The sequence below is a fragment of the Candidatus Tisiphia endosymbiont of Beris chalybata genome (genome assembly GCF_964026555.1).
Classification (GTDB): domain Bacteria; phylum Pseudomonadota; class Alphaproteobacteria; order Rickettsiales; family Rickettsiaceae; genus Tisiphia.
The window spans coordinates 395,113-412,439 of the sequence record NZ_OZ032159.1 but is presented as its reverse complement, the minus strand read 5'-3'; the positions used below and the strand labels follow the sequence as shown (position 1 = coordinate 412,439).

Genomic DNA, 17,327 nt, shown 5'->3' with positions numbered 1-17,327 from the left:
AAATCTAATATTACTTATTAATTGTACCACTTGTTAATAGGTTTGATACAGTACAATAATACTCTACTTTATTTGTGCTGCAATAGCAATAGCGTAGTATACGCAATGGATTTCAAGAGTTGGATTTTATTTTGAGGGGTGAGCGCGCGCAGCGTACAACTAAGTACGTGAGCACGCGAAACTTTGATAAAATGAAAAAACAACTCTTGAAAGGCGAAGAGTATATTTATTCTCTAGAGGTTATTAACTGGCTTCTTGAGTCTTTTTACGTACATGCGTAAGTGAATATATTTAAATTTCTTTCAATATAAAACAAAATGATAAGCATAATTTCTCAATTATAATAAAATGCTTGCATTATTAATAAACCTACATATAATAACAAACAATTATTAATAATTTGTCAATTCATTAACTAGTTTTTATTAAAGTTAGTAGCTAATATTATTAATTTCTCAAATTTACCTCACATTACCTTAAATATATCAGAGCTATTAACCAATCACTCCACAATAAATTTTCTACCTAAGTTAACTAGGATAACTTAAGAATTTTTAAGAGAAATGACAAGCTACCTTTTGCGCCCAAATATTTAAAAATTCGCACGCAAATTTTTTGTAAACACTCCTAACCTAACTAGATTAAGCCTCAAGACATGTAAAAATTAAATCCACTGAAAACTTAATATTACAAGCGAATTATGAGCAAAAATTCTACAATTAATGACCAAAAAGACCTGCGGAATAAGCCTTTAGATTGTAATGATGAGACACTACTTGATGAAAGCGTGGCACTTTTACTAAACAATCGTCCTGCTTTACATAAGGCAGTCAGTACTTTATTACAAAAAGGTAGCTTAGTACAATTAGCAGATTTACTTAAACTTTCGGTTTTGTCGCATCTGCAAGTGTAGTTTTATCTGGATTTAAAAATCTCAAGATTAAAATATTATGCAGCCATTAATGTTACAAAATTTTCAAAAGTAGAAAAATTATAGTTAGCCTTAGTAATTTGTTTTTTTTGAATCATCCTAATATTCTCGCAGCCAGCAATAGTAATTTTAGCAGAAGCAAAACTTTTGAAGCCAAGCATCGGCTTAGTTCGTTTCTTAATAAAGCGATGATCTTGCTCAATTATGTTATTGAGGTATTTAACCTGAGTAACCTTAATTTTTTGTTCCTCGTGCAAATCCTTATTAATGCTGTTAAGGGCAGCAGTATTGCTACCGCTTTTATCAATATTCACTTTTATAGGATGACCGTTATGTCTAAAAGCTTTCCGAAAGAATGCTTTAGCAGCTGCAGTATCTCTATGTTTCCTTAAGCAGAAATCTATGGTGTTACCCATAGTATCAACTGCTCTATACAGATAAACCCAGTTACCCTTTACTTTAATATACGTTTCATCCATTCTCCAGTTTCTACCAACTGGCTTCTTGTATTTCCTGACTTGCATATCTATTAATTTTACAAACCTTATAACCCATCTTTGTAAAGTGGCGTGATCTATCGATGCTCCTCTAATTCCAGCCATCTCCTCTAAATCTCTATAGCTTAAAGAAAATCTACACTTCATGTAGACAAATAACATGATGATTTCAGCTGATGAGCAATATCCTTTGAAATATTTTAACAATTTAGCAGAAATTTGAAATGGCATCTTAATTATTTTGACTGTATTTTTATGTCTTTATACCTTCTGCTAAACTATTAGTCAATAAATGCGACAGAACCTTTTAAAAGCCTCAATAATTATCTTCATCATAAACTTACGTTAAAATATTAAATATGAAAATTGGTTATGCTAGAGTTTCAACTAAACATCAACGTGATGCCTTAGATCAACAAATAGCTTTATTAAAAAATGCTGGATGTAAAGAAATCTATTCGGAGATTATTAGCGGTACAAGTGCTAAAAGACCTGAGTTAACAAAATTATTAGATAAAATTCAAACTGGTCACACATTAATTATTGTTTCAGTTGATAGATTAGGTAGAAGTTTAAAAGATTTGATAGGTATTATTAGCAGTTTAAAAGAGCGCTTTATAAGTTTTCAAAGCCTAAAGGAACAAATGGATACTGGAACTGATACAGGGATGTTAATGTTTAATATGATGGGGTCTATAGCAGAGTTTGAAAGAAGTTTAATAAACAGAAGAATTTATGAAGGAGTAAAAAGAGCGCAAGAACAAGGAAAATACAAAGGGCGTAATCATTCGGCAGATAAAACTATAAGGCAGGAATACGTAAATATGATGAAAGATGGTAAGTATGCAGTGTCGTATGTAGCAAGAATGGCTAAAGTTTCAAGACAAACACTATATAATTGGAAAATGGATTTTGAGCCTTCAACTTAAAGTAAAAAAATCTTGCCCCTGTTTTTGAATGGCCTCCTAAATGAGGTACTCTTTAAATCCATTTGTGATGGAGCAATTGACACCACTACTGCATCTGGAGAGTTGATTTTTAATATCTTCTCCTCACTTGCTCAATTCAAACGTCTCCTTATTCAGGAACGAACCAAAGCTGGTCTGGAATCCGCACGCTCTAGAGGAAAAAATGGTGGGCGTCAAAAGGTCGAAAATACCAATCCAAAAGTTTTAATGGCTAAAAAGATGCATAAAAACCATGGGATGAGTATCACTGATATTTGTAAAACCTTGAAAATATCACGTGCTAGTTTTTATCGTTATACTACATTGTAAGTATCGTATCTATTCAGCCCCCACTCAGGTAGAACTGGGATTTATTATTGAGGATACATTTGCGGCAATTTATAGAATTTGCCCTTGCAGTGAATGGTTAAAATTTTAATAAATTTCCATATATTCTGTGAGCCCTCACCCAGATCTTACCCTAGATGAGGACTGAATAGATACTAAGTATCAGCTTTCTAGCCATAATTTGTATTCTATTGCCAGTTTAGCCCGGATATGCGGTAAAACCCTATATTGCTTTCCTCGTCCCATTTTTTCATGATAACGTTTGCATTATTAACTCTTCTCCCCTCCTTTGCTCGTTATTTTCTTGCTACTCATAACTATCAAGACTATCAAGATTGCTATTTGCTCCTGCTACTTCTGATGCTTCCATACTTATATCCTCTGCATCATTCACAGTATATAATATCTCATCAAATAATGTTGTACTGGTTTCATCTAATTTTAGCTTTTTAATTTTAATTTTTCCCGTATCATTGCTTAATTCAAGTGGCCTTTTAGAAGTTGTAGCCATTTCTTCTTCTACTAGTAATGTTATGCTTGGAGTAAGTTCAGGTGTTATTTTCTTATCTTCAGTGATTTGCTCTACTTTTTTAGTGTTTTCTTTTGGCAAAGATACTTTAGAAAGATCTAGTTGTGATGATATTGTGTCACTTTCCTCTGATTGAGCTATTAAGGATTCCTTTAGTATATCAATTTTATCTTTAATACTAGGTTGTGTTGACAAAAAATTTAACGTAACCAAATTAAAGTTCCTGCAAAATTTAGGAAAGCTAAGAAGGTGTCGGGAATTTTATCAAACCTAGAGAATATGCGTCTAAAATGTTTAATTTTACTGAAAAAACATTCTATTAAATGTCGTTCTTTATAAATATGTTTATCGTATTCACGTTGTACTTTACGGTTACATTTCGGCGGAATAACAACCTTACAACCCTTATTCTCTAAGCTTTTTACAAAGGCACTACTATCATACCCCTTATCTGCTATCAAGGTAATATCGTGGATATCTTTGGTAAGATTTTCAGCTTGAGTAATATCGTTCCTCTGCCCAGCAGTCAGAATAAACTTCAAAGGATTACCAAGCGCATCAACTTTAGTATGAATTTTAGTACTAAAACCACCTTTACTTCTACCTAAGGCTGCTTGCTCTTGATTGCCTTTGTGATACCCAGATGAACAAGCATGTGCTCTGACAATAGTCGCATCGATTATAGTTGATTCCATATCTGCATCCCTTGTTACATAATCCATTAATGCTTCCCATATACCCTGTTCTACCCATCTCTTAAATCTACGATAAATACTGTACCAATATCCATAATATTCAGGTAAAAGGCGCCATTGACATCCGCTCCTGGTTACAAACCATATCGCCTCAATAAATTTCCTTAAGCTAGCTTCATCATGGCTATGTATTCCTTTAGTTTGTTTTAAAAATGTTATAATTACTTCCCATACTCGTTCATTTATGTAATACTTCATTGTGGTGGTTTCTTTGTTTCAATGACTGAAAACTACCACTTAGTATTATTATTGCAATCCTCTATCTCTTATACCTCAACCTTATTTTTTTTGTCAACACAACCTAGAATCACCTGATTTATTAAATTCTTCTTGCAATACTAATTGCATCTCTTTCAAGAATTCTTCTCTAGTAATAATGCCTTTAGTATTTATATCGTTTAAGAAATCATTAAGTTCTTTTATTTCTAGCTTTAAGCCATTTGCATAAGCTACTCCTAATATTTGTTCTACAGTAGAATAGAAATTAGCATCAATCTTATATTTACCTCTTTTGGCTGATGACTTTATTACTGTTATCATATTTTCACCATCTGCAGTTAAAAGAGCAACCGGACCATTATGATTTAAGTATTTATTAAATATATCAATCCTCATATTTTGAGTAGCCAGCATACAATGAAGAGGAGCGTAACCTTTTTGGTCGGTAGATGTTATATTAGCGCCGTTTTTTAGGAAAATATGGAATATTTCTTTATTACCTTGATATGCTGCAATATGTGTAGGAGTACGTAGTTCACCACGCTTCATAGTTGGAGTTTCCACCTCAATAATTGTCTTATCCCATGTATTCTCCGGGTGATCTAGTAATTCCGGAGCGTTTTTTATTATTTTTTCTGCTACAGCTGATAATATTCCAGAGTTTTTGATGTCGGAGGCTATAGTATGCAAATAACTACGTCCTTGCTTATCAAAAATTTCAAGCTCAGCACCCCATTCTATTAAGTGAATCGGTTCAGTTTTCGTAACTGTCTTAATAGCTACATTTAGAATAGTTTTAACCTCTTTTGTTTTAACATTTTGTGTTTTAGTGTTAGCAAGAGTTTTTAATTGATGTTTTAAGAAAATATTCTCTTTTTCTAATGCATCTATTAGATCTATTGTAGAATGTAAGCCCTTATCTTTATTATCGTCCGTTATTATGTTTTGTAACTTGCTTTCTATTACAGTAAATAATATCTCTCCTATATTAGGTGTATTCTCTAATTCCTTAATCTTTTTTATTTTGTCTTGTACGGATTCCTTCTTTTTGTTAATTATTTCATTTAATAATTTATCTAATTCTATCATAAACATCCTATAATTAAGGTTAATTAAGTATAAATTCTTTAACTTTTTGTAAACGAATTTATACATTAATTATTAAAATAATTCAATAAAAACATTCCTTAATATACCTTGTAGGAAAGGTGTACAGTTAACGGTTCTGTCGCATTTATTGACTAATAGTTTAGCAGAAGGTATAAAGACATAAAAATACAGTCAAAATAATTAAGATGCCATTTCAAATTTCTGCTAAATTGTTAAAATATTTCAAAGGATATTGCTCATCAGCTGAAATCATCATGTTATTTGTCTACATGAAGTGTAGATTTTCTTTAAGCTATAGAGATTTAGAGGAGATGGCTGGAATTAGAGGAGCATCGATAGATCACGCCACTTTACAAAGATGGGTTATAAGGTTTGTAAAATTAATAGATATGCAAGTCAGGAAATACAAGAAGCCAGTTGGTAGAAACTGGAGAATGGATGAAACGTATATTAAAGTAAAGGGTAACTGGGTTTATCTGTATAGAGCAGTTGATACTATGGGTAACACCATAGATTTCTGCTTAAGGAAACATAGAGATACTGCAGCTGCTAAAGCATTCTTTCGGAAAGCTTTTAGACATAACGGTCATCCTATAAAAGTGAATATTGATAAAAGCGGTAGCAATACTGCTGCCCTTAACAGCATTAATAAGGATTTGCACGAGGAACAAAAAATTAAGGTTACTCAGGTTAAATACCTCAATAACATAATTGAGCAAGATCATCGCTTTATTAAGAAACGAACTAAGCCGATGCTTGGCTTCAAAAGTTTTGCTTCTGCTAAAATTACTATTGCTGGCTGCGAGAATATTAGGATGATTCAAAAAAAACAAATTACTAAGGCTAACTATAATTTTTCTACTTTTGAAAATTTTGTAACATTAATGGCTGCATAATATTTTAATCTTGAGATTTTTAAATCCAGATAAAACTACACTTGCAGATGCGACAAAACCTTTTAAAATGAATGTCAAATATAATGCTTATATTTAACATTCACTTGTTGGACATGTATATTTTACAGTTTTTGAGTTGGAGCATCCTGTCAAGTAAGGCATTGTCTTGGTTTAGAAAAATTGTATAATTAGACGGATGTCTATTTTGACATCTCAAAGCTATTACTAGTCCTTCAGTTCAGGAATTATGTTCTTGATCATAATTAGGAATACAAAGGAAGCTTGTAATAGATAATTTTGTTATTTTACTGAAAGATTTCTACAACAATATAAAAAAGTAATCATATAACCCTTATAAATACTGACTTGTAGTCTTATGGGGAATTTTTGCAGAAATATTTACAATTGCCCTAATTACGATGAGTGATTTGTGAACATAAAAATAACAAGTGATGAGTTCTTAGATTATGTAATAGATACGCCATGTTCGACTTTTTTTTAGCAGGTAACTAATTTTTCGAGTTGTGTTGGCACAAGTTTTAAAGACTTTGTCAAAAATGTAGCAATAGTATGAGCAAGTAATTTTCTAGCGATGCGAGATTGTAGATGCCAGTAACTCTTAACTCTGATAGCATTAATAGCAAAACGTTCTGTAAGCTGACCAATAACAGTTTCAATTAAACGACGAGTAGCAGTAATCCATTTAAGGAAATTCTTGGATCTATTATCCTTCATATTCTTTTTTAAAGGTGTTTGTAAATCAATGTTTTTGGTGGCCAATTCATCTTTTAAATCCTGACCAAGATAGCCTTTATCGCCCAGTACCATGCCACTAATATTAGGAGACATTACTTGCAGAGCTTCACGTTCAGACCCATTAGCAGGAGTTATCATGAATCCAGCTATTCGACCTTCTTCATTAATTAATACGTGTCCTAGAAAACCGTAATAATAGCTATCTTTCGAAGCGCAGTACCCATAGTCAGCGTATTCCTTAAAACATCGCCCTCTCGTTGCTCGGGCCAAATTTATTACAGGAATCGGTACCCCATCTATCATATGCAGATCTGATTTGCTTGCACTCTTAAACAAGTCGGCAAGCAGCATGTTCTTAATAGATAAAAGACCGCTACATTGCTTCACATAAGACGGTCTACTCTTTAGATTGGGAAACCATTCTTGAAAATGACGTTTAAAATATTCCCATATCTGCTTGTCTTGGTGCAAACCGATAAATTCTCCCACCACTTCCATTGTTAATGCTTCCACGTCACTTAAGCAAGGTGGAAATCCGGTTTTGTCGCATCTGCAAGTGTAGTTTTATCTGGATTTAAAAATCTCAAGATTAAAATATTATGCAGCCATTAATGTTACAAAATTTTCAAAAGTAGAAAAATTATAGTTAGCCTTAGTAATTTGTTTTTTTTGAATCATCCTAATATTCTCGCAGCCAGCAATAGTAATTTTAGCAGAAGCAAAACTTTTGAAGCCAAGCATCGGCTTAGTTCGTTTCTTAATAAAGCGATGATCTTGCTCAATTATGTTATTGAGGTATTTAACCTGAGTAACCTTAATTTTTTGTTCCTCGTGCAAATCCTTATTAATGCTGTTAAGGGCAGCAGTATTGCTACCGCTTTTATCAATATTCACTTTTATAGGATGACCGTTATGTCTAAAAGCTTTCCGAAAGAATGCTTTAGCAGCTGCAGTATCTCTATGTTTCCTTAAGCAGAAATCTATGGTGTTACCCATAGTATCAACTGCTCTATACAGATAAACCCAGTTACCCTTTACTTTAATATACGTTTCATCCATTCTCCAGTTTCTACCAACTGGCTTCTTGTATTTCCTGACTTGCATATCTATTAATTTTACAAACCTTATAACCCATCTTTGTAAAGTGGCGTGATCTATCGATGCTCCTCTAATTCCAGCCATCTCCTCTAAATCTCTATAGCTTAAAGAAAATCTACACTTCATGTAGACAAATAACATGATGATTTCAGCTGATGAGCAATATCCTTTGAAATATTTTAACAATTTAGCAGAAATTTGAAATGGCATCTTAATTATTTTGACTGTATTTTTATGTCTTTATACCTTCTGCTAAACTATTAGTCAATAAATGCGACAGAACCTTATATTGTTGCCTACTTATTAGCCTGATTTAAATCCAATAGAGAATCACTGGTTTAGGATAAAAAATCATATTCGTAAAATTGCCGTAAATTTTACTGATTTTTTTGAAGCATTAGCATACTCCTTGTCAATAGCTTAACCGATTATGCTGTACCTTCCTCTGATTTAAGCTTCTTCTCCATAATGGGGATAATCTTTTAAGTGTCTCTTAACAGTGCCCAGATGTCCTAATCCCCTGTCCCCAAAACTAAATTAGCATTAAGAGTATGAGTGCCCTGCACCGTAGCGTATAGCTTTTATGTTATGGTGATACCATACACGATTAGGGTATAGAGGGTGGTTCCGGATAGTAGATTGGATTCTAAAACTGGGGGAGCTGCGAATACAAAAGCCCCGTACTGGCCAAAAATTAATTATAATTTGGCCAGTACGGGGCTTAGCTATAAGGAAACTTTATTCCTCCACAATATAGATGATCGAGACAAGAGAAAGCTTAATAATTTTCTTAGGCCCTAAAGATCACTTTCAGTAGAAGCAACTCTATTTTTTAGAAAAATTTGTCAACATCGCCCTTTTAATGACCTTATATATTATAAATGTTAATACGCTTGTAGGAACAATACGCACAATTACCGGCAAGTAATTAACTAGCTTACCCCATGGTATCAAATGGCTCATCTTAGTGGTAGCAGCCTCTACTACTTCTTGACCAGAAGCTTTTATCGCATTGAACGTTTTATATTTGTTCTTATATCGAGAATAACACCGTAAGCTTTCAATAAACATCGCAATTAACACTGACAAAGTACCACCGCTCATTAAAGTAATAAGGTTTGAATTATCTGGAAAATAGAAATAAACGTAATTCGCAGCTATTAGTAATACCACCCCTATCACGTTCAGGACGTACACAGCACGCTTAGTATACGACTCCTGTTCTTCTATTATGTATGGCCTTAACCATTCAACTAATAAAGCTTTTAGCATTTAATTTATTTCCCTTATTTAATAAAGAAGGCAAGTAAAATACCAGCAGCGAAAGCATATGCTAGATTCCTGACCGGGTGATCGCGGGTAGAAGCACATATATCGGTTAATGCATCTTGTCCCTTCTCAACACCTTTATTTTTAAAACTTGACATAACTGTACTTAAATTTTCGAATTGTTCTGACATAATATCACCCGATTTATCTTTAATACTTCCTAAACGATTCACTAAGCTTTCTATATCTTTTTTTATACCTTCAACATCTTCTTTAGCAGATTTGGTATGCATATCGTTCACGACAGGACTCCTTATATTAATATTAGATTTATTAAAGTTTTGCCTTTATATAATATATATACACTGCGCTAACAATAGTTTCAATCCTTTTTTAAGAACTATTAAATAAAAATCAAAACTATAGATAAAAACTTTTTTAAGGAGTCCCTTTGTCACTAATTTACATCAACAAAAGACTATTAAACTTTAAGGATACTGAGATAAAAATGAGCCAGCCAATTTACGCAGTAGCAAATCTTACTACAGCCCGAAATTTTTTGCTCAAATTTCCGGATCCTATTATTTTAACTAACCAAACGGGTAGTACCAGATACTATGGGATCTTAATTTTAGATTATATATTTAAAAAGCTTTTTGAAGAATTTGCTCATATCAGTGACATTATCATTCATGTAGGAAATGATCACGCAGCTTTGTTTAGTGCGGTGCGTCTGGGTTATAAAAATATAGTTTATACTGGAGAATCAGTAGCAGCAAAAAATTTTCTTACCGCTTCAGTCACAACTAAAAACTAAAAATCATAGACCTTAAAAGAGATCTAGAATAATTAAAAGAGATCTAGAATAATTACTTTCCATAATATAGATTATAGAACAGTTTGTTGTACCTGATCACATAAAAAATTTTTTAAAATTCTAAAATTTATAAAACTCTGCCTTAACTTTATCTTGAACTTGCGACACCTTTCTGATATGAATAATTTCGGATAGGTGTCCGAGTGGTTTAAGGATCTAGTCTTGAAAACTAGCGTACGGGCAACCGTACCGTGGGTTCGAATCCCACCCTATCCGCCATTCGGAACAGACGCTCTTTTTTTTAAAAATTCTGGCCATTTAGTTTAAGGTCCTGAAATACGATTTTCAAGGCTTTCAGAACCTTTAAAAGTTTTATCCGCTTGGAAGCCTTACGATCATCTACGTTACCTCGAGTAATTTTAATCGCTACTATTTCACTGTGATTATTAATAATCATATGTAGTGTAAATCCATAAAAATAATCTATAGAACTATGACCTCTTGCTGCAAGTCCTGCAAAAGTCTTATGGCTGGTAATCCTAATATTTTTACAAACTGCAAAATAAGTTGAATCCACATAATATATGCCAGTCTTATTGCCACTTAAATAATGCATCATTACTATAAGCGGTATAAACAATGATAGAATTAATTGGATAAATCGGTCATAACATGGCGGGTTGCTGAATAAAGTCCCTTTTATTACCTGTGAGTTATAATATAATTTTAAATTTTTATAAGGACTAAAATGATAAAATATCATTATTGATATTGCTTCACTTAGCGATAACTTTCCTTCTCTTATCCGTTGCCTGTTGCCTTGTAACAACTTATGTTTTCTCCATTCTTGATAAATTTTACAAAAATCATCTACTTATCTACTGCTTGTTTCATTAGACCTCTTGCATAACCTAAAGATAATTGAAGAATTTTTAGGAGAAACGAAGTCGAGTACCGCAGCGTACATAGACGTACGTGAGGAACAGAGAGGAGTTTCGACGACAAAATTACCAATTAGATTAGGTTATGCAAGAGGTCTATTTTTTCTTCATTAGTATTACTCATGTCATTCCTGTTAAATTATATTATTGTTAATATAACCTACTTCAGAAATTTACACACTTCTTGAGACAGCACCTAATAATGCGCTGGAGGTATCCCAATGCAAGCCACATCATCATCAGAGTCATCAGCAAGCGGATCCTGATGGGGGATTATTACTGTTTTATGAACAAAAATTTCTGACTTTTCTACTTTGTTTAGCAAGACCCAGCATTTTGCTTCAGTATTTTTCTTGTATTTTTCTATTGCATCTTCTGAGGGTTGCGGTAGTTCTAAATCATAGTTTAAATCATAGTTTAGTGGAAGAGGGGCACTGAAACCCTGTGTATCACCAGGATAGGTATTATATTGCTTTACTAGCTTTGAGTAAATATTCGCTCTTTCATTTTCTATATTATTGTTATTTTTTTCAAGAACATTCTGAGTATAATGTAGTACTGTAGTAAAAGCTTTAAGTGCGTTATTCCAATATTTTATTTCTTGTTCATTATTCTTTTGTCCCTTCTCTTCCGCTAATTTTTTAAGACTTTGAGCTGTCTTCCAGTATTGCCTTGTATCTTCATTAATCTTATTACCCTGAGCGTTTAATTTGAATTGTCTAGTAAATTCATTAAGTTGGTCCATACAATGCTGGATTTTTTTTGCATTATTCTGTTGTATCATTTTCTCAGTCATTTGCATAGTTATTTGCGCAGTTAGAGTGTCCAACCAGTAGTAGTACCCATTAAACTCAGGATGTGTAGAGCTTATTAACATTTTACAAAAAGCGTCGCGTGCAGCCAGCCAATAATGTAGCTCTTTTTCTTTATTCAGTTCTTTTTCCTGAGTTGGTTGTTCTTCCTGCTCAGCCAACTTTTTGCAAGTTTGAGCTTTATTAATAATATACGCATCAGCGCTAGGATTTATTGCTAATGACTTATTAATACTCTCTAATGCTGTTTCTAAAAAAGTTAATGTTTCTTCACGATTATTAGATTTTTTTGCCTCATCAGCCAATTTTGTACAATCTAAACCTATATTATAATATAGCTCAGCATCATTAGTGTTTAATTTTAATTTTTCATGGAAAACCTCAAGTACTTTTTTAGTATTTCCTACCTTTACCCAACCTTTACCTATACGAATCAGCCTATTAAAATCATTATTTAAGTTTAATGCTTTTTCAAATCTGAAGGCTTCTACCAAAAAACTTTGGGCATTGTGAAGCTCATCAAATGTTATTGCATTTTCAGCTAATTTGAGGGAAGCTTCACTTGCAATACCTAATAAACGCAAATTATTCTCGTCAGATAACTTTAATGCTTCTCTTGATACTTTATATATTTCCAACCAACGTGCTTCCTTCTTAGTTTTATCCCCAATTTCTTCTTCATATTTAGCCCATTCTATTAAATTTGTACATTTGTGATCACATGTATCAATATATAGAGATATTTCTTTAAAAGATTTTAGTGATTTTTTTAATAGTTGTAATACTTTATCAAAAGCTTCATCTGCTTTCTCCCAAAAAACTAACTGCTCTTCTTGTCTCTCAGCAAATTTTTTATAAGTTAGTCCTATGTTAGAATATATAAAGGGCTTAATATTATTAATATCGTGTGGTCCTAAGGCTTCCTCGAAATGATCAAGTTCTTCTGTTAGCTCCCCTAGTTCTAGGGCAGCTCGACTTAATATATAATAAAGATAGGGAACATCTCGCTCTTCTGCTAATGCTGCCTTGGCAGTATTCTTAGTTTCCTGCCAAATTGTCTGTGCCCTATCATCGCATTTTTCCTGACATTCAGCGCGCTTAAATAACGCGCTGGCTTGATGAGTCAATATTCCAGCGTATGATTGCTTTAATTGTAATGTATCCTTAATTATTTCTCCTATTCTTTCCCAAGACTTTAATGCTTCTTCAGGACTATTACGTTTGTTTGCATTCTCAGCCATACTAAATAAGACTAAAATATGGGGAGATGGTACCATGTCATCATCAGGTACAAGCTTTGCTCCGCTTATAAATGCTTTATCTGCTTTTTTCAAAAGATCTAACTCTGCGTCGTAATTAAAAGATTCTTTTTCATACTCAGCGAGCTTAATTAAAACTAAAGCTTGAGAGTAGAGTATACCAGGATGTTGCTGGTTTAATTTTGGTTCAATATTCTTAAAGTCATCTTTTAGCTCAATTAATAATTGCACATTAACACTTTCTTGTGCATTTTGGGCAAGAGCTAATAAAACCTCAGCTTTTTTGCAAAGTAGCTTAGGATCATCACGTTTAAACTGTTCTATTTTTTTAATATTTTTATATGCTTCCTTTAAATATTTTAACTCTTTCTGATAATTACCTTGATTTTTTGCATCTTTAGCTCCCTTTAATGAAGCTTGATGTAGGACGCAAAGTGCCTCAGGGCAGTTAGGTTTTTGCGCTAATGCTTTCTTAGCATTAGCAAATGCTTCATTTAGATTGTTTTGTTCGAGTGCCACTTGACCTAAAACGCAAAGTGCCTCAGGGCAGTTAGGTTTTTGCGCTAATGCTTTCTTAGCATTAGCAAATGCTTCATTTAGATTGTTTTGTTCGAGTGCCACTTGACCTAAAACGCAAAGTGCCTCAGGGCAGTTAGGTTTTTGCGCTAATGCTTTCTTAGCATTAGCAAATGCTTCATTTAGATTGTTTTGTTCGAGTGCCACTTGACCTAAAACGCAAAGTGCTTCAAGACAATTAGGTTTTTGCGCTAATGTTTTATTAGCATTAACAAGTGCTTCATCCAGATTGTTTTGTTTGAGTGCAGCTTGACTTAGGACGCAAAGTGCTTCAAGACAGTTAGGTTTTTGCGCTAATGCTTTATTAGCATAATCAAATGCTTCCTCCAGTTTTTCTTGGGCTAATGCCACTTGACTTAGGATGCAGTATGCCTCAGGACAGTTAGGTTTTTGCGTTAATGCTTTATTAGCATTAACAAGCGCTTCATCCAGATTGTTTTGTTTGAGTGCAACTTGACCTAGGACGCAAAGTGCTTTAAGACAGTTAGGATTTTGCACTAATGCTTTATTAGCATTACCACATGCTTCATCCAGATTGTTTTGTTCGATTGCCACTTGACCTAGGACGCAAAGTGCTTCAAGACAGTTAGGTTTTTGCGCTAATGCTTTCTTAGCATATTTAAATGCTTCATCCAGATTGTTTTGTTCGAGTGCAATTTGACCTAGTAGACAAAGTGCCTTAGAATATTTGGTTCTGTCGCATTTATTGACTAATAGTTTAGCAGAAGGTATAAAGACATAAAAATACAGTCAAAATAATTAAGATGCCATTTCAAATTTCTGCTAAATTGTTAAAATATTTCAAAGGATATTGCTCATCAGCTGAAATCATCATGTTATTTGTCTACATGAAGTGTAGATTTTCTTTAAGCTATAGAGATTTAGAGGAGATGGCTGGAATTAGAGGAGCATCGATAGATCACGCCACTTTACAAAGATGGGTTATAAGGTTTGTAAAATTAATAGATATGCAAGTCAGGAAATACAAGAAGCCAGTTGGTAGAAACTGGAGAATGGATGAAACGTATATTAAAGTAAAGGGTAACTGGGTTTATCTGTATAGAGCAGTTGATACTATGGGTAACACCATAGATTTCTGCTTAAGGAAACATAGAGATACTGCAGCTGCTAAAGCATTCTTTCGGAAAGCTTTTAGACATAACGGTCATCCTATAAAAACGCCATGTTCGACTTTTTTTTAAGATTGACAAAAGAATAGGATAGCCTAATAAGGTCATAGTTCAATTATCGAGAAAGAAGCTATGACCCTAGAAGAGTTTATCATTACGGTTTTGTCGCATCTGCAAGTGTAGTTTTATCTGGATTTAAAAATCTCAAGATTAAAATATTATGCAGCCATTAATGTTACAAAATTTTCAAAAGTAGAAAAATTATAGTTAGCCTTAGTAATTTGTTTTTTTTGAATCATCCTAATATTCTCGCAGCCAGCAATAGTAATTTTAGCAGAAGCAAAACTTTTGAAGCCAAGCATCGGCTTAGTTCGTTTCTTAATAAAGCGATGATCTTGCTCAATTATGTTATTGAGGTATTTAACCTGAGTAACCTTAATTTTTTGTTCCTCGTGCAAATCCTTATTAATGCTGTTAAGGGCAGCAGTATTGCTACCGCTTTTATCAATATTCACTTTTATAGGATGACCGTTATGTCTAAAAGCTTTCCGAAAGAATGCTTTAGCAGCTGCAGTATCTCTATGTTTCCTTAAGCAGAAATCTATGGTGTTACCCATAGTATCAACTGCTCTATACAGATAAACCCAGTTACCCTTTACTTTAATATACGTTTCATCCATTCTCCAGTTTCTACCAACTGGCTTCTTGTATTTCCTGACTTGCATATCTATTAATTTTACAAACCTTATAACCCATCTTTGTAAAGTGGCGTGATCTATCGATGCTCCTCTAATTCCAGCCATCTCCTCTAAATCTCTATAGCTTAAAGAAAATCTACACTTCATGTAGACAAATAACATGATGATTTCAGCTGATGAGCAATATCCTTTGAAATATTTTAACAATTTAGCAGAAATTTGAAATGGCATCTTAATTATTTTGACTGTATTTTTATGTCTTTATACCTTCTGCTAAACTATTAGTCAATAAATGCGACAGAACCTTTTTGGTGGCCAACTCATCTTTTAAATCCTGACCAAGATAGCCTTTATCGCCCAGTACCATGCCACTAATATTAGGAGACATTACTTGCAGAGCTTCACGTTCAGACCCATTAGCAGGAGTTATCATGAATCCAGCTATTCGACCTTCTTCATTAATTAATACGTGTCCTAGAAAACCGTAATAATAGCTATCTTTCGAAGCGCAGTACCCATAGTCAGCGTATTCCTTAAAACATCGCCCTCTCGTTGCTCGGGCCAAATTTATTACAGGAATCGGTACCCCATCTATCATATGCAGATCTGATTTGCTTGCACTCTTAAACAAGTCGGCAAGCAGCATGTTCTTAATAGATAAAAGACCGCTACATTGCTTCACATAAGACGGTCTACTCTTTAGATTGGGAAACCATTCTTGAAAATGACGTTTAAAATATTCCCATATCTGCTTGTCTTGGTGCAAACCGATAAATTCTCCCACCACTTCCATTGTTAATGCTTCCACGTCACTTAAGCAAGGTGGAAATCCTGCTTTCCTTACTTTGATATTTTTGGTTATTATAGTCATTTTTTCTTCTATGAAACAATACACAGTAATGATGGTTCTGTCGCATTTATTGACTAATAGTTTAGCAGAAGGTATAAAGACATAAAAATACAGTCAAAATAATTAAGATGCCATTTCAAATTTCTGCTAAATTGTTAAAATATTTCAAAGGATATTGCTCATCAGCTGAAATCATCATGTTATTTGTCTACATGAAGTGTAGATTTTCTTTAAGCTATAGAGATTTAGAGGAGATGGCTGGAATTAGAGGAGCATCGATAGATCACGCCACTTTACAAAGATGGGTTATAAGGTTTGTAAAATTAATAGATATGCAAGTCAGGAAATACAAGAAGCCAGTTGGTAGAAACTGGAGAATGGATGAAACGTATATTAAAGTAAAGGGTAACTGGGTTTATCTGTATAGAGCAGTTGATACTATGGGTAACACCATAGATTTCTGCTTAAGGAAACATAGAGATACTGCAGCTGCTAAAGCATTCTTTCGGAAAGCTTTTAGACATAACGGTCATCCTATAAAAGTGAATATTGATAAAAGCGGTAGCAATACTGCTGCCCTTAACAGCATTAATAAGGATTTGCACGAGGAACAAAAAATTAAGGTTACTCAGGTTAAATACCTCAATAACATAATTGAGCAAGATCATCGCTTTATTAAGAAACGAACTAAGCCGATGCTTGGCTTCAAAAGTTTTGCTTCTGCTAAAATTACTATTGCTGGCTGCGAGAATATTAGGATGATTCAAAAAAAACAAATTACTAAGGCTAACTATAATTTTTCTACTTTTGAAAATTTTGTAACATTAATGGCTGCATAATATTTTAATCTTGAGATTTTTAAATCCAGATAAAACTACACTTGCAGATG

At 33.4% G+C, this 17,327-nt stretch carries 19 protein-coding genes, 1 tRNA gene and 1 pseudogene; 9 read left to right on the top strand and 12 right to left on the bottom strand.

Annotated features, from left to right (window positions below; translation table 11 throughout):
• The first annotated feature begins 700 nt into the window (after positions 1 to 700).
• A complete protein-coding gene (locus AAGD44_RS02070) occupies positions 701 to 913 on the top strand; it encodes a hypothetical protein (protein WP_341764365.1) in 213 nt (70 codons plus the stop codon).
• Positions 914 to 948: 35 nt separating this feature from the next.
• On the opposite strand, the gene AAGD44_RS02065 is transcribed toward AAGD44_RS02070, so the two are convergent.
• Positions 949 to 1,659: an IS6 family transposase gene (locus tag AAGD44_RS02065; protein ID WP_341764349.1), complete on the bottom strand. Its 711-nt coding sequence runs from the start codon at positions 1,657 to 1,659 to the stop codon at positions 949 to 951.
• Between the two features lie 128 nt (positions 1,660 to 1,787).
• Here AAGD44_RS02065 and AAGD44_RS02060 point away from each other — a divergent pair, with 128 nt between their 5' ends.
• Together AAGD44_RS02060 and AAGD44_RS02055 are read left to right on the top strand one after the other, a co-directional pair.
• Positions 1,788 to 2,357, top strand: a complete 570-nt coding sequence (locus AAGD44_RS02060; protein WP_341764364.1) for a recombinase family protein — start codon at positions 1,788 to 1,790, stop codon at positions 2,355 to 2,357.
• A gap of 12 nt (positions 2,358 to 2,369) precedes the next feature.
• Positions 2,370 to 2,705, top strand: coding sequence for a recombinase family protein (locus tag AAGD44_RS02055; protein ID WP_341764363.1), 336 nt, complete (start codon positions 2,370 to 2,372; stop codon positions 2,703 to 2,705).
• 325 nt (positions 2,706 to 3,030) lie between these two features.
• Here AAGD44_RS02055 and AAGD44_RS02050 read toward each other — a convergent pair whose 3' ends face one another.
• The 3 genes from AAGD44_RS02050 to AAGD44_RS02040 form a co-directional block, all read right to left on the bottom strand.
• Positions 3,031 to 3,447: a hypothetical protein gene (locus tag AAGD44_RS02050; RefSeq protein ID WP_341764362.1), complete on the bottom strand. Its 417-nt coding sequence runs from the start codon at positions 3,445 to 3,447 to the stop codon at positions 3,031 to 3,033.
• 5 nt (positions 3,448 to 3,452) lie between these two features.
• Entirely contained in the window at positions 3,453 to 4,205 is a 753-nt protein-coding gene (locus AAGD44_RS02045) for an IS5 family transposase (RefSeq protein ID WP_341763544.1), read from the bottom strand.
• Between the two features lie 93 nt (positions 4,206 to 4,298).
• Positions 4,299 to 5,315 carry an ankyrin repeat domain-containing protein gene (locus tag AAGD44_RS02040; RefSeq protein ID WP_341764361.1) on the bottom strand — a complete coding sequence of 339 codons (1,017 nt, stop codon included), beginning with the start codon at positions 5,313 to 5,315 and terminating at the stop codon, positions 4,299 to 4,301.
• A 206-nt stretch (positions 5,316 to 5,521) separates the two neighbouring features.
• Here AAGD44_RS02040 and AAGD44_RS02035 point away from each other — a divergent pair, with 206 nt between their 5' ends.
• Positions 5,522 to 6,232: an IS6 family transposase gene (locus AAGD44_RS02035; protein WP_341764349.1), complete on the top strand. Its 711-nt coding sequence runs from the start codon at positions 5,522 to 5,524 to the stop codon at positions 6,230 to 6,232.
• Between the two features lie 498 nt (positions 6,233 to 6,730).
• On the opposite strand, the gene AAGD44_RS02030 is transcribed toward AAGD44_RS02035, so the two are convergent.
• From AAGD44_RS02030 to AAGD44_RS02015, 4 genes are all read right to left on the bottom strand, one after another.
• On the bottom strand, positions 6,731 to 7,501 hold the full coding sequence (locus tag AAGD44_RS02030) for an IS982 family transposase (RefSeq protein ID WP_341764360.1): 771 nt from the start codon (positions 7,499 to 7,501) through the stop codon (positions 6,731 to 6,733).
• Between the two features lie 84 nt (positions 7,502 to 7,585).
• The gene (locus AAGD44_RS02025; protein ID WP_341764349.1) at positions 7,586 to 8,296 is read right to left on the bottom strand and encodes an IS6 family transposase; all 711 of its coding nucleotides are present in this window, start codon (positions 8,294 to 8,296) and stop codon (positions 7,586 to 7,588) included.
• 615 nt (positions 8,297 to 8,911) lie between these two features.
• Positions 8,912 to 9,358 carry a hypothetical protein gene (locus tag AAGD44_RS02020; RefSeq protein ID WP_341764359.1) on the bottom strand — a complete coding sequence of 149 codons (447 nt, stop codon included), beginning with the start codon at positions 9,356 to 9,358 and terminating at the stop codon, positions 8,912 to 8,914.
• A gap of 14 nt (positions 9,359 to 9,372) precedes the next feature.
• Positions 9,373 to 9,648 carry a hypothetical protein gene (locus AAGD44_RS02015; RefSeq protein WP_341764358.1) on the bottom strand — a complete coding sequence of 92 codons (276 nt, stop codon included), beginning with the start codon at positions 9,646 to 9,648 and terminating at the stop codon, positions 9,373 to 9,375.
• Positions 9,649 to 9,863: 215 nt separating this feature from the next.
• Between AAGD44_RS02015 and AAGD44_RS02010 the strand changes: the two genes are divergently transcribed.
• Together AAGD44_RS02010 and AAGD44_RS02005 are read left to right on the top strand one after the other, a co-directional pair.
• Positions 9,864 to 10,172, top strand: coding sequence for a hypothetical protein (locus tag AAGD44_RS02010; RefSeq protein WP_341764651.1), 309 nt, complete (start codon positions 9,864 to 9,866; stop codon positions 10,170 to 10,172).
• A 189-nt stretch (positions 10,173 to 10,361) separates the two neighbouring features.
• Positions 10,362 to 10,451: transfer RNA gene (locus AAGD44_RS02005), tRNA-Ser, on the top strand.
• A gap of 22 nt (positions 10,452 to 10,473) precedes the next feature.
• Here AAGD44_RS02005 and AAGD44_RS02000 read toward each other — a convergent pair.
• On the bottom strand, positions 10,474 to 11,001 hold the full coding sequence (locus AAGD44_RS02000) for a transposase (RefSeq protein ID WP_341764357.1): 528 nt from the start codon (positions 10,999 to 11,001) through the stop codon (positions 10,474 to 10,476).
• A 73-nt stretch (positions 11,002 to 11,074) separates the two neighbouring features.
• On the opposite strand from AAGD44_RS02000, the gene AAGD44_RS01995 reads away from it, so the two are divergent.
• On the top strand, positions 11,075 to 11,227 hold the full coding sequence (locus tag AAGD44_RS01995) for a palindromic element RPE1 domain-containing protein (protein WP_341764356.1): 153 nt from the start codon (positions 11,075 to 11,077) through the stop codon (positions 11,225 to 11,227).
• An 82-nt stretch (positions 11,228 to 11,309) separates the two neighbouring features.
• Here the strand turns inward: AAGD44_RS01995 and AAGD44_RS01990 are convergent, their stop codons facing one another.
• Positions 11,310 to 14,492: a tetratricopeptide repeat protein gene (locus AAGD44_RS01990; RefSeq protein WP_341764650.1), complete on the bottom strand. Its 3,183-nt coding sequence runs from the start codon at positions 14,490 to 14,492 to the stop codon at positions 11,310 to 11,312.
• Positions 14,493 to 14,524: 32 nt separating this feature from the next.
• On the opposite strand from AAGD44_RS01990, the pseudogene AAGD44_RS01985 reads away from it, so the two are divergent.
• Positions 14,525 to 14,938 (top strand): annotated as a pseudogene (locus AAGD44_RS01985) (IS6 family transposase); the annotation flags it as partial.
• 170 nt (positions 14,939 to 15,108) lie between these two features.
• On the opposite strand, the gene AAGD44_RS01980 reads toward AAGD44_RS01985, so the two are convergent.
• Together AAGD44_RS01980 and AAGD44_RS01975 are read right to left on the bottom strand one after the other, a co-directional pair.
• Positions 15,109 to 15,819, bottom strand: coding sequence for an IS6 family transposase (locus tag AAGD44_RS01980; RefSeq protein ID WP_341764349.1), 711 nt, complete (start codon positions 15,817 to 15,819; stop codon positions 15,109 to 15,111).
• Positions 15,820 to 15,841: 22 nt separating this feature from the next.
• A complete protein-coding gene (locus AAGD44_RS01975) occupies positions 15,842 to 16,459 on the bottom strand; it encodes an IS982 family transposase (protein ID WP_341764355.1) in 618 nt (205 codons plus the stop codon).
• A 107-nt stretch (positions 16,460 to 16,566) separates the two neighbouring features.
• Between AAGD44_RS01975 and AAGD44_RS01970 the strand changes: the two genes are divergently transcribed.
• Positions 16,567 to 17,277, top strand: a complete 711-nt coding sequence (locus tag AAGD44_RS01970) for an IS6 family transposase (RefSeq protein ID WP_341764349.1) — start codon at positions 16,567 to 16,569, stop codon at positions 17,275 to 17,277.
• The last annotated feature ends 50 nt before the right edge of the window (positions 17,278 to 17,327 follow it).

Excerpts from the sequence above, each read along its gene's own strand:
- AAGD44_RS02070 (WP_341764365.1), top strand. The coding sequence starts at position 701 with ATGAGCAAAAATTCTACAATTAATGACCAAAAAGACCTGCGGAATAAG.
- AAGD44_RS02065 (WP_341764349.1), bottom strand. The coding sequence starts at position 1,659 with ATGCCATTTCAAATTTCTGCTAAATTGTTAAAATATTTCAAAGGATAT.
- AAGD44_RS02060 (WP_341764364.1), top strand. The coding sequence starts at position 1,788 with ATGAAAATTGGTTATGCTAGAGTTTCAACTAAACATCAACGTGATGCC.
- AAGD44_RS02045 (WP_341763544.1), bottom strand. The coding sequence starts at position 4,205 with ATGAAGTATTACATAAATGAACGAGTATGGGAAGTAATTATAACATTT.
- AAGD44_RS02040 (WP_341764361.1), bottom strand. The coding sequence starts at position 5,315 with ATGATAGAATTAGATAAATTATTAAATGAAATAATTAACAAAAAGAAG.
- AAGD44_RS02035 (WP_341764349.1), top strand. The coding sequence starts at position 5,522 with ATGCCATTTCAAATTTCTGCTAAATTGTTAAAATATTTCAAAGGATAT.
- AAGD44_RS02025 (WP_341764349.1), bottom strand. The coding sequence starts at position 8,296 with ATGCCATTTCAAATTTCTGCTAAATTGTTAAAATATTTCAAAGGATAT.
- AAGD44_RS02020 (WP_341764359.1), bottom strand. The coding sequence starts at position 9,358 with ATGCTAAAAGCTTTATTAGTTGAATGGTTAAGGCCATACATAATAGAA.
- AAGD44_RS02015 (WP_341764358.1), bottom strand. The coding sequence starts at position 9,648 with ATGCATACCAAATCTGCTAAAGAAGATGTTGAAGGTATAAAAAAAGAT.
- AAGD44_RS02010 (WP_341764651.1), top strand. The coding sequence starts at position 9,864 with ATGAGCCAGCCAATTTACGCAGTAGCAAATCTTACTACAGCCCGAAAT.
- AAGD44_RS01980 (WP_341764349.1), bottom strand. The coding sequence starts at position 15,819 with ATGCCATTTCAAATTTCTGCTAAATTGTTAAAATATTTCAAAGGATAT.
- AAGD44_RS01975 (WP_341764355.1), bottom strand. The coding sequence starts at position 16,459 with ATGACTATAATAACCAAAAATATCAAAGTAAGGAAAGCAGGATTTCCA.
- AAGD44_RS01970 (WP_341764349.1), top strand. The coding sequence starts at position 16,567 with ATGCCATTTCAAATTTCTGCTAAATTGTTAAAATATTTCAAAGGATAT.